The organism is Streptomyces avermitilis MA-4680 = NBRC 14893 (assembly GCF_000009765.2).
In the GTDB taxonomy this organism is placed as follows: Bacteria; Actinomycetota; Actinomycetes; order Streptomycetales; family Streptomycetaceae; genus Streptomyces; species Streptomyces avermitilis.
In genome coordinates, this window is sequence record NC_003155.5 from 2,022,234 (window position 1) to 2,037,205 (window position 14,972).

A 14,972-nucleotide genomic window follows, 5' to 3' on the forward strand; every position below is an offset into this window, starting at 1 on the left:
CCGTCGGCCAGTGCTTCTCTCTGCTCGCGGCACCGGCCGGCGACTACGCGAGGTTTATTCGACCGATAGTGATCATCTCTTCCGTACGACGACGAAGTCGGCGAGCGCCACGAGCTGGGCCCGCACCTGCTGGGGCATCTCGATCGTGTCCAGGGCCTCGATGGCGATCGTGTGCTGGCGCCGCGCCTCCTGGGCGGTCCACTCGCGACCGCCCGCCTCCTCGATGAGCGCGGCACGCGCGGCGAACTCCTCTTCGGAGAAGTTCTCGAAGTCGCTGCTCTTGGCGTCCTCGGCGAGCAGTTCGCCGAGCCGCCGGGAGGCGGGTCCGCCCGCGGCGAGCGCCGCCACGACCGGGAGGGACTTCTTGCGCTGGCGCAGGTCGCTCCAGGTCTGCTTGCCGGTGGACTCCGGGTCGCCCCAGATGCCGAGGAGGTCGTCGACGGCCTGGAAGGCGAGGCCGAGGTGGTAGCCGTACTTCTCCAGGGTGTCGGCGGTGCGGTCGTCCGCGCCGCCGAGGACCGCGCCGATGGAGCAGGCGCAGGCGAGCAGCGCGCCGGTCTTGTTGCCCTCCATCTCCAGGCACTCCTCGACGGTGACCCGCTCGCGGTGCTCGTAGGAGATGTCCTGCGCCTGGCCGTCGATCAGGGCGCGGCTGGCGGTGGTGAGGCGGCGGGTGGCGCGGCCCGCCTCGACCGTGCCGAGCTCCAGGAGGATCTCGTTGGCCAGCGCGAAGAGGGCGTCGCCGACGAGGATGGCCTGGGCGGGGCCGTGCACCTTCCAGACGGTGTCGCGGTGGCGGCGCTGTTCGTCGCCGTCCATCAGGTCGTCGTGCAGCAGCGAGAAGTTGTGCACCAGTTCGACGGCGACCGCGCCCGGGACGCCCACCTCGGGGGCGGCACCGGCGGCCTGCGCGGAGAGCACGGCGAGGGCGGGGCGTACGGCCTTGCCGCCGTCACCGTCCGCGGGGTTGCCCGCGGCGTCGATCCAGCCGAAGTGGTAGGCGGCGACGGTGTCCATGGGCGGTGCCAGGCGGTCCACGGCCGCGCGCAGCACCGGGGTGGACAGGGTCCGGCCGCGCTCCAGGAGCGCGGTCACGTCCACCGCGTCGGCAGCCTTCTCGGCCGGGGGCACAGTGGGCACAGTCTCTCCTCTTGTTGCGGTACGGGGGGTGCGGGGACCAGTCCCGTGCAGATCGGGCGTCACGCCGCCTCCTCGAAGAGTTCGAGGAGGTGATCTCGGGGCCGGCCCAGGGCGTTCAGGGCGGCGCCCGCCGCACTGACACCGCTGCGGACCGCACTCTCCATGGTCGCGGGCCACCCTGTGGCGGTCCACGCGCCGGCCAGACAGAGGCCGGGTGCCTTGGTGCGGGCGCCGGGCCGCAGCCGCCCGACGCCGGGGGTGGGGGCGAACGTCGCCGTGCGCTCCCGGGTCACGAAGAAGTCCTTCACCTGCGCGCCGCGCGTCGCGGGCAACAGCCGCTCCAGCTCCGGCAGATAGCGCTCACGCAGCACGGAGACGGGCTCGTCGATCTCGTCCTGCGCGGCCGACTGGGAGAGCGCCAGGTACTGCCCCTCGGGCAGCCCGGAGGCCTCGGTGCGGTCGAAGACCCACTGCACCGGAGAGCCGAGCGCCGCGAAGAACGGGCGGCTGAGCACCTTCCGGTCGTAGACGACATGGACGTTGAGGATCGGCGCGGTGCCGATCTCCAGCAGCCGCTCGGGGGCGTCGAGCGCGCCTTCGGGCAGCAGTTCGTGGGCCTCGCGCTGGGGTACGGCGAGGACGACCGCGTCCGCGTGCAGCGTCTCGCCGGGAACCTGAACGCTCCAACGCCCGTTTCCGTTGAGGGAGATGGAGGTCACGCGTGTACGGACTTCGGTACGGACGCCCACGGAGTCGAGCGCCTTGCGGGCCAGCCGGTCGTGCAGTTCGCCCAGCGGGACGCGCGCCCAGCCGATGTCGGCGGCGCCCGGGTCGGACAGCAGACCGGTCTTGAACACCATCGCGGCGAGCCCGAGCGAGGAATCGCCGGCCACCGCGTTGAGGGTGGCGACCCCGACCAGGTCCCACAGTGCCTCGACGGCACGCGCCGACTGACCGTGCGCGGCCAGCCAGCTGCCGAAGTTCTGCGTGTCCAGCGCCGGATCCGCGAGGTCGAGTCCCTTGAGCGCCAGTGCGGCGCGCCCGACTCTGGCGCGCTCGGCGAGCGAGAGATGCGGATAGGTGGCGAGGCTCTTCGCGAGATGCAGCGGCACCGGCAGCGCGGTGCGGCCGATTCTGCCGAGCCGCCGTCCCGGCTTGCCCCCGGCATCGAGAACGGGCACGTCGAGACGATCCTGCAAGGGGGCCAGCGAGGCGGCGTCGATGCGGTCGAGGAACCAGCGGTACGCCGTGCAGCAGCGCAGATAGACGTGCTGGCCGTTGTCGACGGTCAGGGCGCCGCGCTGGAAGGAGAAGGCGAGCCCGCCGAGGCGTGGCCTTCCCTCCAGCAGCGTCACACGCACTCCGGCGTCGGCGAGGGCGAGCGCCGCGGTGATGCCGGCGAGTCCTCCGCCGACCACCACGGCCGCCCTCTCGGGGCGGCCGGAGGCCTCCGCGTCCGGCCCCTCGAGCCGAGTGGCGTCGCTCATCGCGCATCCTCCCCTGCCGGTCCGCCGCGGTGCTTGAACGGTGCACGGCAGGCCGTTGCAGTCAGGGACGCGGTGCACCACCGGAGGGTTGCGTGCCGCTTTTCGCCGCTGGAATCACCTTGGCCCACATTGTCCATCAGACGCGCCTCCTGACGGTGCGCCGGGACACATGCCGGGCGTCGAGGCCCGACAGGCCACGCACGGCGACGTACGCCTTCTCGCGTCCGGGCAGCGAGACCCGGCCGCGCAGTACGGCCTCCGGCTCGCGCTCGATGCGATCGAGGAGCCGGCGGTAGATGCCCGCCATCGCGGCGACACAGGCACCGCTGCGCCGGTCCAGCATGGGCAGCAGCCGGTAGCCCTCGGCGAAAAGGGCGCGGGCCCGACGCACTTCGAAGTGCACGAGGCCCGCGAAGTCGGATCCCTCCGGTGGGATCGGCCGGTCGAACCCGGCCGAGCAGCCGAATTTGGCGAGGTCGTCGGCGGGCAGATAGGTGCGGCCGCCCTCGGCGTCCTCGCGTACGTCGCGGAGGATGTTGGTGAGCTGGAGAGCGAGGCCGAGGGTGTCGGCGTACTCTGACGCGCGCTCGGCGCCGCGGGCGCCCGGTTCCGTGCCGAACACGCCGAGCGAGACGCGGCCGATGGCCCCTGCCACACAGCGGCAGTAGACCTTGAGGTCGTCCCAGGTCTCGTAGGTCTCGCCGCGCACGTCCATGAGGACGCCGTCGATCAGTTCGTCGAGGCCGCCGAGCGGGATCGGGAACTGCTCGGCGGCGTGCGCCAGGGCGACCGCGACGGGGTCCGTGTCGTCCTCGTCCACCCGCCCGTCACGCACCCGGGACAGCAGCGCCCGGGTGTCCTCGAGCCTCGCCGCCTTCACGTCGGGCGCGAGCGCGCCGTCGCCGATGTCGTCGACGCGCCGCGAGAAGGCGTAGACCGCCGACATCGCGCGGCGCTTGGGCGTCGGCAGCAGCCTGATGCCGTAGGCGAAGTTGCGGGCCTGCTGCCCGGTGACGGTCTCGCAGTAGCTGTATGCGGCGAGTACCGGTGCGGACACGTGTTGTTCCGACTCCACGGTCCGGATCACCCCTCTCCTCGCAGAGTCACGCCCACCTCGCGCAGCAGCTGAAGCTTGCCGGGCTTGGGCGGGCCGGGAAGTACGTCGTATTCGGCGGCGGCGATCGCGCGGATCGCCGCCCTTCCCCCCGCCACGAACCCCGCGAGCAGCAGCCTCAGCCTGCCGTGGACGCTACCCACGAGAGGGGTGCCTTCATTCAGGAGGTTCAGGGCGCGTTCCGTTTCGTATGCGACCAGGGCGCGCACCGATGCGCCTGCTGTGGCCGTGGCAAGATCCGCCTCTTGCACATGGAAGCGCTTCATGTCCTCGGCGGGCAGATAGACGCGGTCACGGCCCAGGTCCTCGGAGACGTCCTGGAGGTGCTCGACGATCTGGAGCGCCGTGCAGATCGCGTCGGAGCGGCGGACGCGCTCGGGGGTGGAGGTGCCGGTGACACCGAGGACGAGGTGGCCGACCGGGTTGGCGGACAGCTCGCAGTAGGCGACCAGGTCGTCGTAGGTCTCGTACCGCGTGACGAGCTGGTCCTGGCGGTTGGCGGCGATCAGGCCGAGGAAGGGCTCGGGGCTGAGACCGGTGCGCCGGACCGTGGGCTGGAGCCTGCGGAGCAGGGGGTGGCGCGGGGTGGAGTCGAACACCCGGTGGAGGTCGGCCTCGAAGGCGTCCAGGAGGGCCAGCCGGTCCTCGGCCTCCCGCGGGGACACACCGAGCAGGCGGGCGTCGGCACCGCCGGGGGCCAGGTCGCCGTCGCCGATGTCGTCGACGAGGCGGGCGAAGCCGTACACGGCCATCAGGTCGGTGCGCCAGGCCCTGGGCAGGAAGAACGGCGCCACGGGGAAGTTCTCGTCCGCGGCCTTGTCGAGGGTGTCGCGCTCCGGGTCCGCGGCGCGCGCCGTCCCGGCTTCGGTCACTGCTCGCCACCCGGCGCGGGGACGGCACATGCCTCGCGGCGCTGGAGACCTTCCGTAGCCATTGCCGTCACATCTCCCGTTCTACACTGCCGACCCAATACATCCTATTTCGGACACGCCGCCCGGTTCGTCGCACAGCGTGACCGGTGTGGGGGTGTCGCGCGTTATCGCCCCACTTGCCGCGAATCAGCACCGGTACAGCTTACGTTGTACAACGCGCCATGCTCCGTCGGGGTGTCCTGCGCATCACAACAACACACCGATTGGCGTCAAGATTCCTACGGACAGCCAGAGTTGGCGCTTCCTTTGCAGACGCAGGGCCCCGCCGAAGCGTTCCGGCGGGGCCCTGGACTCTTCGAGCTACTTGCCCGTGAACTTCTCGTACTCCTTGAGAACCTCTTCGGTCGGGCCGTCCATGCGGAGCTCGCCGCGTTCCAGCCAGAGCACGCGGTCACAGGTGTCGCGGATCGACTTGTTGTTGTGACTGACCAGAAACACCGTTCCGGCCTCCTTGCGCAGCTCGCGGATGCGGGCCTCGGAGCGCTTCTGGAACTTCCGGTCGCCGGTGGCGAGGGCCTCGTCGATCATCAGGACGTCGTGGTCCTTGGCGGCCGCGATGGAGAAGCGCAGGCGCGCCGCCATGCCGGACGAATACGTCCGCATCGGGAGCGTGATGAAGTCGCCCTTCTCGTTGATGCCCGAGAAGTCGACGATCTCCTGGTAGCGCTCCCTGATCTGCTCTCGGGACATGCCCATGGCGAGGCCGCCCAATATGACGTTCCGCTCGCCCGTCAGGTCGTTCATCAGCGCGGCGTTCACGCCGAGCAGCGAGGGCTGGCCGTCCGTGTAGACCTTGCCCTTCTCCGCGGGCAGCAGGCCGGCGATGGCCCGCAGCAGGGTGGACTTGCCGGAGCCGTTGGAGCCGATCAGGCCGATGGCCTCGCCCCGGTAGGCGGTGAAGGAGACGCCCTTGACGGCGTGCACCTTGCGCACCCCGCGCTCCTCGCCGCGCTTGACGATGCGGCTGAGGGCGGCGGTGGCGCTGCCCTTGCCGGTCTTGGCACCGTTGACGCGGTAGACGATGTGCAGCTCGTCCGCGATGACGGTGGGAATGTGGGAGTCGTTCCGCTGCTCAGCCACGGCCGTACCGCTCCTCCGCCTTCCAGAAGTACACGAAGCCGCCGAGCGCCACGAGGACGGCCCAGCCGGCGGCGACCGCCCAGACGTGCGGGGGCAGGTTCTCGGAGCCGTACCCGTCGATGAGCGCGAAGCGCATCAGGTCCATGTAGATGGCGGCGGGGTTCCACTGAAGGACGTCGGCGACCCAGGCCGGCTTGTCGGCCAGCATGACCGGGATCGAGAACATCACGCCGGACGCGTACATCCACGTACGCATCACGAACGGCATCAGCTGGGCGAGGTCCGGGGTCTTGGCCCCCATCCTGGCCATGATCAGCGCGAGGCCGGTGTTGAAGAGGAACTGAAGCGCGAGGACCGGCACGATCAGCACCCACGAAAGGCTCGGGTAGCTGCCGAACCCGATCGCGACGAGGAACAGCACGATCATCGAGAAGAGCAGCTGCTGGAGCTGCTGGAGCGAGAACGAGATCGGCAGCGCGGCGCGCGGGAAGTGCAGGGCGCGCACCAGGCCGAGGTTCCCGGAGATCGCGCGTACGCCCGCCATCACCGAGCTCTGCGTGAACGTGAAGACGAAGACGCCGGTGACCAGGAACGGGATGTACACATCGGACGGCATGCCCTTGCTGGCGTGCAGGATCAGACCGAAGATCAGGTAGTACACGGCCGCGTTCAGCAGCGGGGTCGCCACCTGCCACAGCTGGCCCAGCTTGGCCTGGCTGTACTGGGCGGTGAGCTTCGCCTGCGAGAAGGCCAGGATGAAGTGACGCCGCCCCAGGAGCTGGCGGACGTACTCGACGAGCCCGGGCCGGGCACCGCTGACCGCGAGCCCGTACTTGGCGGCCAGCTCGGCCCCGGAGAGCCCTTCGTCGGGCGACGGCCGGGCGCTCACCGCGACACCGCCGTCATGCGTTGTCTCACTCACAAGTGGATGCTTTCGTCCTCAAAGTGCGCAGCCTTGTCGGACCTAGGCGGGAGCCAGGGACCGGGGTACGGCCGAATGCTCTCAGATATCGAGCTTGTCAGATGACGGGAGGTCGGCCCAGTCGGGTCAGGCGCCACACCGTACGCCACTTCATCGGGCGCCGGGGTCCGCACGGGCTGGTCCAGCCCTCCTTGAAGCCGCCGAACCATGCCTTGAGGGCGGGGCCCGAGGGGCGGCGGGCCAGCGTCAGGAGCAGCCAGACGCCCAGGTAGACCGGGACGAGGGGGGCGGGCAGGTTGCGGCGGGCCAGCCAGACGCGGTTGCGGGCCACCATGCGGTGGTAGACCGCATGCCGCGACGGGGCGGTCGTGGGGTGGTACAGCACCATGTCGGACCGGTAGTCGATCATCCAGCCCGCGTCGAGGGCCCGCCAGGCCAGGTCGGTCTCCTCATGGGCGTAGAAGAACTCGTCCGGGAGCCCGCCGACCTCGGCGAGCACCTTCGTACGGACGGCGTTGGCGCCGCCGAGGAAGGTGGTGACGCGTGAGCTGCGCATCGGGTCGGAGGCGCGCAGCCGCGGCACGTGGCGACGCTGGGTCTCACCGGTGTCGGGGTCGGCGATGCGGAAGCTGATGATGCCGAGTTCCGGGTCGGCCGTGAAGGCCTGGCGGCACAGTTCGGCGGTGTCGTGGTGGGCGAGCAGGCCGTCGTCGTCCAGGAAGAGGAGGATGTCCACGTCGGTGCCGCCGGGGCCGAAGGCCTCGATCCCGACGTTGCGGCCGCCGGGGATGCCGAGGTTCTCGGGCAGCTCGACGGTCCGGACGCCCGCGGGGACGTCCGGGACGGGAGAGCCGTTGCCGACCACGACCACCTCGACGCGGTCGCCGTCCTGCTTGGCGACCGAGTCGAGGAGGGCACGGAGTTCGTCGGGGCGGTTGCCCATCGTGATGATGACCGCGCCGACCTTTGTGGCGGTGCTCACTTCAGCCTGCTCGACGCGAGGATGGACACGAGGTGCAGCAGGGTCTGGAGCAGGGCGATGCCCGCCAGGACCGCTACGCCGAGGCGCGAGAAGTACAGGTCGCCCCGGATCGAGTCCAGGATCGCCAGGACCAGGATCAGCAGGGACGCCTCGACCCCGAGGACGAGCCGGTGGAACTTCAACGCGGCGGCGGCCTTGCGGGCCAGCGCCATGCCGGACGAGCGCGGCTCGGAGGCCGCCTCCTTGACCGGCGGCAGGCCGCCCTGGTGACGGGCGACACCGACAAGATCGGTCTCGGCCTTGATCAGGATGGCGCCGAGAGCGGCGAGGGTGCCGAGGAAGGCCCACAGCCAGTCGATCCGGCCCGAGCCCCACAGGTCGGCGGCGCGCAGGCCGAAACCGACCAGGACCGCGGCGTCGCACAGGTAGGCGCCGACCCGGTCCAGGTACACCCCGCCCAGCGAGAACTGCTGCTTCCAGCGGGCGACCTCGCCGTCGACGCAGTCGAGCAGCAGGTAGAGCTGAACCATCACCACGCCGAGCACGGCGCCCGTGATCCCCGGCACCAGCAGGGCCGGGGCGGCGAGGACGCCGGCGACGGTCATCACGTAGGTCAGCTGGTTGGGCGTTATCCGCGTGTTCACCAGGTGCCGGTCGATGCGCAGCGAGAGCTCGCGCATGTAGAGCCGGCCGGCCCAGTGTTCGCCGCTCCGCCGGTCCTTCACACCCGGAGGGTGAACGACCGGGCGGAGCTCAGCTACCGATGGCTTTTGCATAGTCGGCGTATGCGTCCCTGATCTGTTCGGTGTTCAGGTCGAGGTGTTCGAGGATCGTGTAGCGGCCCGGCCTGGTCTGCGGAGCGAACTCCACGACCTGGACGAACTCGTCCACGGTGAAGCCGATCTCGTCCGGCAGCACGGGGAGGCCGTGGCGGTGCAGGACCTCGGCCATGTACCCCGACTCCTCGTGCGCGCCGCGCAGATGCATCGCGAAGGCCGCGCCCATGCCGCACTGCTCGCCGTGGCTCGCCGCGCGCTTGGGGAAGAGGAGGTCGAAGGCGTGGTTGATCTCGTGGCAGGCGCCGGAGGCGGGGCGGGAGTCGCCCGCGACCGACATGGAGATGCCGGTGAGGACCAGGCCCTCGGCGAGCACCTGGAGGAAGCTGTCGTCGCCGACGCCGCCCGGGTGCCGCAGCACGGCCTCGCCGGCCTGGCGGGCCATCGCGGCGGCCAGGCCGTCGATCTGCTCGCCCTTCTCCCGGTGGGCCAGCTCCCAGTCCCTGACCGCCGAGATGTTGGACAGCGCGTCGCCGATGCCGGAGCGCACGAAGCGGACCGGTGCCTCACGGATGACGTCGAGGTCGATGACGACCGCGATCGGGTTCGGCACACCGTAGGAGCCGCGGCCCGCGTCGTTGTCGAGGGTCGCGACCGGCGAGCACAGACCGTCGTGCGAGAGGTTCGTGGCGACGGCGACCAGCGGGAGGCCGATACGTGCCGCGGCGAACTTCGCGCAGTCGATGATCTTGCCGCCGCCCAGACCCACGACCGCGTCGTAGTGCCCGGACTTCATGTCGTCCGCGAGCTTGATCGCGTCGTCCAGGGTGCCGCCGCCGACCTCGTACCAGGTCGCGCCCGGCAGCGCCGGGGCGAGCCGCTCGCGCAGCTTGGCCCCGGAGCCGCCGCTGATCGCGACGGCGAGCTTGCCGGAGTGCGAGATGCGCTGGTCGGCGAGGACACTCGCCAGGTCGTCCAGGGCGCCCGGACGGATGTCGACGACGACCGGCGAGGGGATGAGCCTCGTCAGTACTGGCACGCGATTTCACGTCCCTTGGCGAGGTCCTCGTGGTTGTCGATCTCGACCCACTTGACGTCGCCGATGGGCGCGACGTCGATGCGGAAGCCGCGGTTGACGAGCTCCTGGTAGCCGTGCTCGTAGAACTGCTGCGGGTCCGTCTCGAAGACCGTCTTCAGGGCGTCGGCGAGCTCGTCGGCCGCCTCGCCCTCGATGAGGGTGACGCCGATGTACTCACCGGTCGCCTCGGCCGGGTCCATCAGCTTGGTGATCTTCGTCATGCCGCCCTCGGGGCCGACGACGACCTTCATCTCCTCGTCGGCGAGGGACTTCACCGTGTCGAGGGCGAGGATGATCTTCTTGCCGTCGCCGCGGGCGGCGAGGAGGGTCTTCTCGACGGAGACCGGGTGCACGGTGTCGCCGTTGGCGAGGATCACCGAGTGCTTGATGGCGTCACGGCCGCACCACAGGGAGTAGGCGTTGTTCCACTCCTCGGCCTTGTCGTTGTCGATGAGGGTGATCTTGAGCCCGTACTTGGCCTCCAGCGCCTCGCGGCGCTCGTAGACGGCCTCCTTGCGGTATCCGACGATGACCGCGACCTCGGTCAGGCCGATCTCCGCGAAGTTGCCGAGGGTGAGGTCCAGGACCGTGAGGCTGTCCTCGTTGCCCTCGGGGCCAACCGGCACCAGAGCCTTGGGCAGGGTGTCGGTGTAGGGGCGCAGACGCCGTCCGGCGCCGGCCGCCAGCACGAGGCCGATCATGCGGGTTCTCCTTCATCGTGTACGGCGGGTGCTTGGGAGGACACCCAGAAGCGGATGCTCTCGACGAGCACCACGAGTGCCACGGCCACGGCGAGTGCCGTGAGCGCGACCTTGAAATCTGTGGGGACGAGCAGCGCGGCCAGAACGGTGACCAGCAGCGTCCTGCCTTCGTGCCCCCCGATCGCACGCACCAGCCAGTGCGGCGGCGCGCCGGCGTTCCCGCGGATGCGGTACACCGTGTCGTAGTGATGGTAGGCGACCGCGGCCACCAGTCCGAAAGCAGCCGGCAGCGCTCCGTTCACGTCCGCTTTGGCGGCCAGTACCAGAACAGTGCCGTATTCAGCCGCACGGTAGAACGGCGGAACCAGCCAGTCCAGCGCGCCCTTGAGGGGCTTCAGCAGGGCCACGGGCGACAGGAGTACGTACGTCACGGCGGCCAGGACGGGCCACCAGCTGCCGTACGGGGCGAGAGCGGCGGCCAGCACCACGAGAGCGCCCGTGACAAGAGCCACGCAGGCGGGACCGCGAAGGCGCAGCCTGCGCGCGAAGCGCGTCAGGAACTCGGCGAGCGGCCCGGAGTCCGTCAGGTCGGCGAGAGCCTGGGCCGCGCGGTCCGTCCGCCGCGCCTTGCGCGTCAGTGACCGCAGCACCCGGCCCGCCGTGGTGTACGTCGCCGCGAAGGCGCACCCGATGAGCAGCGCGTAGAAGGTGATGCGGGGAGTCGTCAGTGCCGTGAGGACGGCGATCATCGCCCAGCGCTCACCGATCGGCAGGACGATCATGCGGCGCAGCCACACCGTCCAGCCGACGCTGTCGAGCTTGTCCGAGAGGGCGGCGGTGGGGCTGGTGTTGGCGGTGGCGTCGTGGTTCGCCTCGTTGAAGGAGAAGTCGACGATGTGGCGGCAGCTCTGCAGGACCATCGCGCCGAGGGCGAGCGCCCATACGTCGTCGCCGCCACGGGCCGCGCCGAGGGCGAGGCCCGCGTAGTAGGCGTACTCCTTGGCCCGGTCGAAGGTCGCGTCGAGCCAGGCGCCGAGCGTCGAGTACTGCAGGGAGTAACGGGCGAGCTGCCCGTCGGCGCAGTCGAGGACGAAGGAGAACAGGAGCAGCAGGCCGGCCGCGACGAACCCGGCGCGGGTGCCGGTGGCCGCGCAGCCCGCCGCGACCAGGGCGGTGAGCAGGGACGCGGTGGTGACCTGGTTGGGGGTCAGACCGCGGCGGGCGCACCAGCGGGCCAGGTAGCGCGAGTACGGGCTGATGAAGTGGGTGGTGAAGAAGCCGTCCCGGGACTTCACGGCGGTACGCAGCCGTACCGCCTCGTCGTCGACGGCCGTGACGGCCTGGCGGACCTCGTTGCGGGCCTGCGGGTCGGCGGGGACGGCGGCGACGAGTGTGCCGAGGTCGGGGCGGTGCACCTGGACGCCGTCGGCGTCGAGGGCCGCGGTGATGCGCTCGGCGAGGTTGTCCATGACGACGGTGGCACCGCCGGTCGCCGCGGAGCTCTCCCGGGCCAGGGCGCGGGTCAGCGCCTGCCGGGCGCCGGGCTGGGCCGATACGGCGCCGGCCAGCGCGGCGGCCTCGAAACGCGGGTCGGTGAGACCGAGGCGCAGCGCGTGGAGGTGGCCCACGAAGCGGGCGTCGACGATCGCGACCCGCTGGTTCGCCGGCACGGCGGCGAGGAGCGTCTCTGCGTCACCGGCGTCGGAGGCGACCCGCACGTCGAAGCCGAGCGACCGCAGATCGCCTTCGAGCGACGATCCGGGGACCGGCTGACCGGTGAGGATGGCGGTCGACAGACGAACTCACTCCCTGGGTGTTGACGCGTGCTCGCGCCGGGCGTGTGCGTGATGGGGGGCACCCCTGGCCGTCGAAGGCGGCCGGGCGGCGTGTCGGCAGAGGCTATCGGATGATGAGAAGCGGGCGTTCACCGGCCGTTCACGGCCCGATCAACCCGGTCTGGTCGACCGCCTCCGCCGCGATCATCATCGGGGATTTCTGGGCCGGGCCACAAACCGCGGCCCCAGATCCCCTCATTCAAGACGTCGAAGCACCGTACACACCATCCCGGAACCTGGCATTCCAGGCAGCGCGCGGGGTCGTGCCGGAGCCGACCGGCATAGGGTGGGCGTCCATGACATGGCTGATCACCGGCGGGGCCGGATACATCGGTGCACATGTGGCGTGGGCGATGACGGAGGCCGGGGAGCGTGTGCTCGTCCTCGACGACCTCTCGGCCGGGGTGCCGGACCGGCTCCCCACGAGCATTCCGCTGGTGCAGGGCTCCTCCCTGGACGGGGCGCTGCTGAAGCGGGTCTTCGCCGAGCACTCCGTGACAGGTGTGGTGCATCTCGCGGCGCGCAAGCAGGTCGGCGAGTCCGTGGCGCAGCCGACGCGCTACTACCAGGAGAACGTGGGCGGTCTCACGACCCTCCTCGACGCGGTGGCCGGAGCGGGCATCCAGCGATTCCTGTTCTCGTCGTCGGCGGCGGTCTACGGCAACCCCGATGTGGACCTCATCACGGAGGACACTCCCTGTGCGCCGGTGAACCCGTACGGCGAGACCAAGCTCGCCGGTGAGTGGCTGGTGCGGGCGGCGGGCCGGGCGCACGGTATCTCGACCGTATGTCTGCGCTACTTCAACGTGGCCGGCGCGGCCTCGCCCGAGCTGGCCGACACGGGCGTCTTCAACGTCGTCCCCATGGTCTTCGACCGTCTCACCCGCGGCGAGGCCCCGAGGATCTTCGGCGACGACTATCCGACGTCCGACGGCACCTGTGTACGTGACTACATCCACGTCGCCGACCTGGCCGACGCGCATCTCGCGGCGGCACGGCGGCTGACCGCCGGCGCCACGGGCGACCTGACCGTGAACATCGGCCGCGGCGAAGGTGTCTCGGTGCGCGAGCTCATCACGCTGATCGGCGAGGTGAGCGGCGACACCACCCCCGCCCTCGTGGAGCCGCGCCGTCCCGGTGACGCCCCGCGCGCGGTCGCGTCGGCCGCGCTGGCCGCCGAGGAGCTGGGCTGGCACGCCCGGCGGGGGGTGCGCGAGATGGTGGAGTCGGCGTGGCGGGGCTGGCGCCATCACCACCCCGAAGCGGCGCGCGGATAGCCAACCCGCGTGAGGAGCCAACCCGCGTGAGGTGCGGATAGCCACACCCGCGTGAGGTAGGGGGGACCCGCACGTGAGGTAGGGGGTACGCGCGCACGCGCACGCGACGTACGGGGGGCGTGCAGGCGAAGCGGGGCGCGGGCTCGTGCGCGGTCGCCCGGAGTGTCGACACGGGCGATTCCCGGTGCGCGGCACCGGGCACGATCAGGTATCCGGCCGCTCCCGGAGTCCGCTCGGGACCGGCCGCACGGGCCGTTCCGGGGCACCGGGGTGGGACATGCGGGAAGTCGCGAAGTGCCGGGAGTGCCGGATTCGTACGGCAGACTTGGGCTGGAAGACCGATGCGAAGGATGGGTATGCCGATCACACCTGCCACCTCGACGCACAGTTCGTCGAACGGCACCGCTGAAGCGATCTTGCTGGAGCTGGTCGACGAGAACGGCACTACGATCGGCACGGCGGAGAAGCTCGCCGCCCATCAGCCGCCCGGGCAGCTGCACCGGGCGTTCTCCGTGTTCCTCTTCGACGAGCAGGGCCGGCTGCTGCTGCAACAGCGCGCCCTGGGCAAGTACCACTCCCCCGGCGTCTGGTCGAACACCTGCTGCGGCCACCCCTACCCGGGCGAGGCGCCCTTCGCGGCGGCCGCCCGGCGGACCCACGAGGAGCTCGGGGTCTCCCCCTCGCTGCTCGCCGAGGCGGGCACGGTCCGCTACAACCACCCGGACCCGGACTCGGGGCTGGTCGAGCAGGAGTTCAACCACCTCTTCGTCGGGCTGGTGCAGTCCCCGTTGCGCCCCGACGCCGAGGAAATCGGCGACACGGCCTTCGTCACCGCCGCCGAACTGGCGGAGCGGCACGCGAAGGACCCGTTCTCCTCATGGTTCATGACCGTCCTGGACGCGGCCCGTCCGGCGGTCCGGGAGCTGACGGGCCCGTCCGCGGGCTGGTGAGCCGCCGTACCGCGGCGGACGGGAACACACCGGCGGACCAGCACATGCCGACGGGCCAGAACATGCCCACGGGCTAGAACATGCCGACGGGCTTGAGCGGCACGGCCGCCCAGATCACCTTGCCGCCGCTCGCCGTGTGCTCCACGTCGCACACCCCGCCCGCCTCCCTGGTGATCTCCCGCACCAGAAGCAGTCCGCGTCCGCCGGTCTGCCCGTGGTCGGCCTCCAGGGCGGTGGGGCGGTAGGGGTGGTTGTCCTCCACGGAGATCCGCAGCCAGTCGGCCCCGACGGCGACCTCCACCGCCAGCATCGGTGACAGCAGCGCCGCGTGCCTGACGGCGTTGGTGACCAGTTCGGAGACGATCAGCAGCAGTCCCTGGGCGAGGTCGCGGGAGACGGGCACGCCCTGACGGGCCAGCAGGTCCCGGACGGCGTGCCGCGCCTGCGGCACCGAGGCGTCGACGGCGGGGGCGGTGTACCGCCAGACCCCCTCGTACGGCAGCGGGGCGGGAGGTCTCCCGTCGTCGGGCATGTCCGCGCCGCCTTCAGGGCGTGGGCCGGTCCCTCGCCCTTGGTCGTCCATCGTCCGGTCGCCACCCTCGCGCTCGATTGTCACCACACGTCGAGTGTTGGTAATGCGCTGGTCCATACCGAATGACTGAACAGAAATCAGCGATTATCGGCAGATCCCGACCGCC

General features: G+C 70.9%; 15 protein-coding genes. 2 read left to right on the top strand and 13 right to left on the bottom strand.

Annotation, left to right across the window (positions count from 1 at the left end; translation table 11 throughout):
* Positions 1 to 72 precede the first annotated feature (72 nt).
* The 12 genes from SAVERM_RS08745 to SAVERM_RS08795 form a co-directional block, all read right to left on the bottom strand.
* The gene (locus tag SAVERM_RS08745; RefSeq protein ID WP_010983090.1) at positions 73 to 1,203 is read right to left on the bottom strand and encodes a polyprenyl synthetase family protein; all 1,131 of its coding nucleotides are present in this window, start codon (positions 1,201 to 1,203) and stop codon (positions 73 to 75) included.
* Entirely contained in the window at positions 1,200 to 2,627 is a 1,428-nt protein-coding gene (gene hpnE / locus SAVERM_RS08750) for a hydroxysqualene dehydroxylase HpnE (RefSeq protein ID WP_010983091.1), read from the bottom strand. The genes SAVERM_RS08745 and hpnE overlap by 4 nt, the downstream gene beginning before the upstream one ends.
* Positions 2,624 to 2,764: a DUF6380 family protein gene (locus tag SAVERM_RS44605; protein WP_237528744.1), complete on the bottom strand. Its 141-nt coding sequence runs from the start codon at positions 2,762 to 2,764 to the stop codon at positions 2,624 to 2,626. The genes hpnE and SAVERM_RS44605 overlap by 4 nt, the downstream gene beginning before the upstream one ends.
* Positions 2,764 to 3,714, bottom strand: a complete 951-nt coding sequence (gene hpnD / locus SAVERM_RS08755; RefSeq protein ID WP_010983092.1) for a presqualene diphosphate synthase HpnD — start codon at positions 3,712 to 3,714, stop codon at positions 2,764 to 2,766. Before hpnD ends, SAVERM_RS44605 begins: the two co-directional genes overlap by 1 nt.
* Positions 3,711 to 4,643 (bottom strand): squalene synthase HpnC, encoded by a 933-nt coding sequence (gene hpnC / locus SAVERM_RS08760; RefSeq protein WP_202497326.1) that lies wholly within the window; start codon positions 4,641 to 4,643, stop codon positions 3,711 to 3,713. The genes hpnD and hpnC overlap by 4 nt, the downstream gene beginning before the upstream one ends.
* 330 nt (positions 4,644 to 4,973) lie before the next feature.
* Complete coding sequence (locus tag SAVERM_RS08765) at positions 4,974 to 5,753, bottom strand: ABC transporter ATP-binding protein (RefSeq protein WP_010983094.1); 780 nt, start codon at positions 5,751 to 5,753, stop codon at positions 4,974 to 4,976.
* Positions 5,746 to 6,675: an ABC transporter permease gene (locus tag SAVERM_RS08770; protein ID WP_010983095.1), complete on the bottom strand. Its 930-nt coding sequence runs from the start codon at positions 6,673 to 6,675 to the stop codon at positions 5,746 to 5,748. Before SAVERM_RS08770 ends, SAVERM_RS08765 begins: the two co-directional genes overlap by 8 nt.
* 97 nt (positions 6,676 to 6,772) lie before the next feature.
* Positions 6,773 to 7,657, bottom strand: a complete 885-nt coding sequence (locus SAVERM_RS08775; protein WP_010983096.1) for a glycosyltransferase family 2 protein — start codon at positions 7,655 to 7,657, stop codon at positions 6,773 to 6,775.
* Positions 7,654 to 8,433, bottom strand: coding sequence for a CDP-alcohol phosphatidyltransferase family protein (locus tag SAVERM_RS08780; protein WP_042492878.1), 780 nt, complete (start codon positions 8,431 to 8,433; stop codon positions 7,654 to 7,656). Before SAVERM_RS08780 ends, SAVERM_RS08775 begins: the two co-directional genes overlap by 4 nt.
* On the bottom strand, positions 8,411 to 9,472 hold the full coding sequence (locus SAVERM_RS08785; RefSeq protein WP_010983098.1) for an iron-containing alcohol dehydrogenase family protein: 1,062 nt from the start codon (positions 9,470 to 9,472) through the stop codon (positions 8,411 to 8,413). The genes SAVERM_RS08780 and SAVERM_RS08785 overlap by 23 nt, the downstream gene beginning before the upstream one ends.
* Positions 9,460 to 10,212: a phosphocholine cytidylyltransferase family protein gene (locus SAVERM_RS08790; RefSeq protein ID WP_010983099.1), complete on the bottom strand. Its 753-nt coding sequence runs from the start codon at positions 10,210 to 10,212 to the stop codon at positions 9,460 to 9,462. The genes SAVERM_RS08785 and SAVERM_RS08790 overlap by 13 nt, the downstream gene beginning before the upstream one ends.
* Positions 10,209 to 12,008 (bottom strand): DUF5941 domain-containing protein, encoded by a 1,800-nt coding sequence (locus SAVERM_RS08795; protein ID WP_037645886.1) that lies wholly within the window; start codon positions 12,006 to 12,008, stop codon positions 10,209 to 10,211. Before SAVERM_RS08795 ends, SAVERM_RS08790 begins: the two co-directional genes overlap by 4 nt.
* A 335-nt stretch (positions 12,009 to 12,343) precedes the next feature.
* On the opposite strand from SAVERM_RS08795, the gene galE reads away from it, so the two are divergent.
* Together galE and idi are read left to right on the top strand one after the other, a co-directional pair.
* On the top strand, positions 12,344 to 13,324 hold the full coding sequence (galE, locus tag SAVERM_RS08800) for a UDP-glucose 4-epimerase GalE (protein ID WP_010983101.1): 981 nt from the start codon (positions 12,344 to 12,346) through the stop codon (positions 13,322 to 13,324).
* A 356-nt stretch (positions 13,325 to 13,680) separates the two neighbouring features.
* Complete coding sequence (gene idi / locus SAVERM_RS08805; RefSeq protein ID WP_010983102.1) at positions 13,681 to 14,274, top strand: isopentenyl-diphosphate Delta-isomerase; 594 nt, start codon at positions 13,681 to 13,683, stop codon at positions 14,272 to 14,274.
* A gap of 73 nt (positions 14,275 to 14,347) precedes the next feature.
* Here idi and SAVERM_RS08810 read toward each other — a convergent pair whose 3' ends face one another.
* Positions 14,348 to 14,857: an ATP-binding protein gene (locus SAVERM_RS08810; protein ID WP_037646177.1), complete on the bottom strand. Its 510-nt coding sequence runs from the start codon at positions 14,855 to 14,857 to the stop codon at positions 14,348 to 14,350.
* Positions 14,858 to 14,972 lie beyond the last annotated feature (115 nt).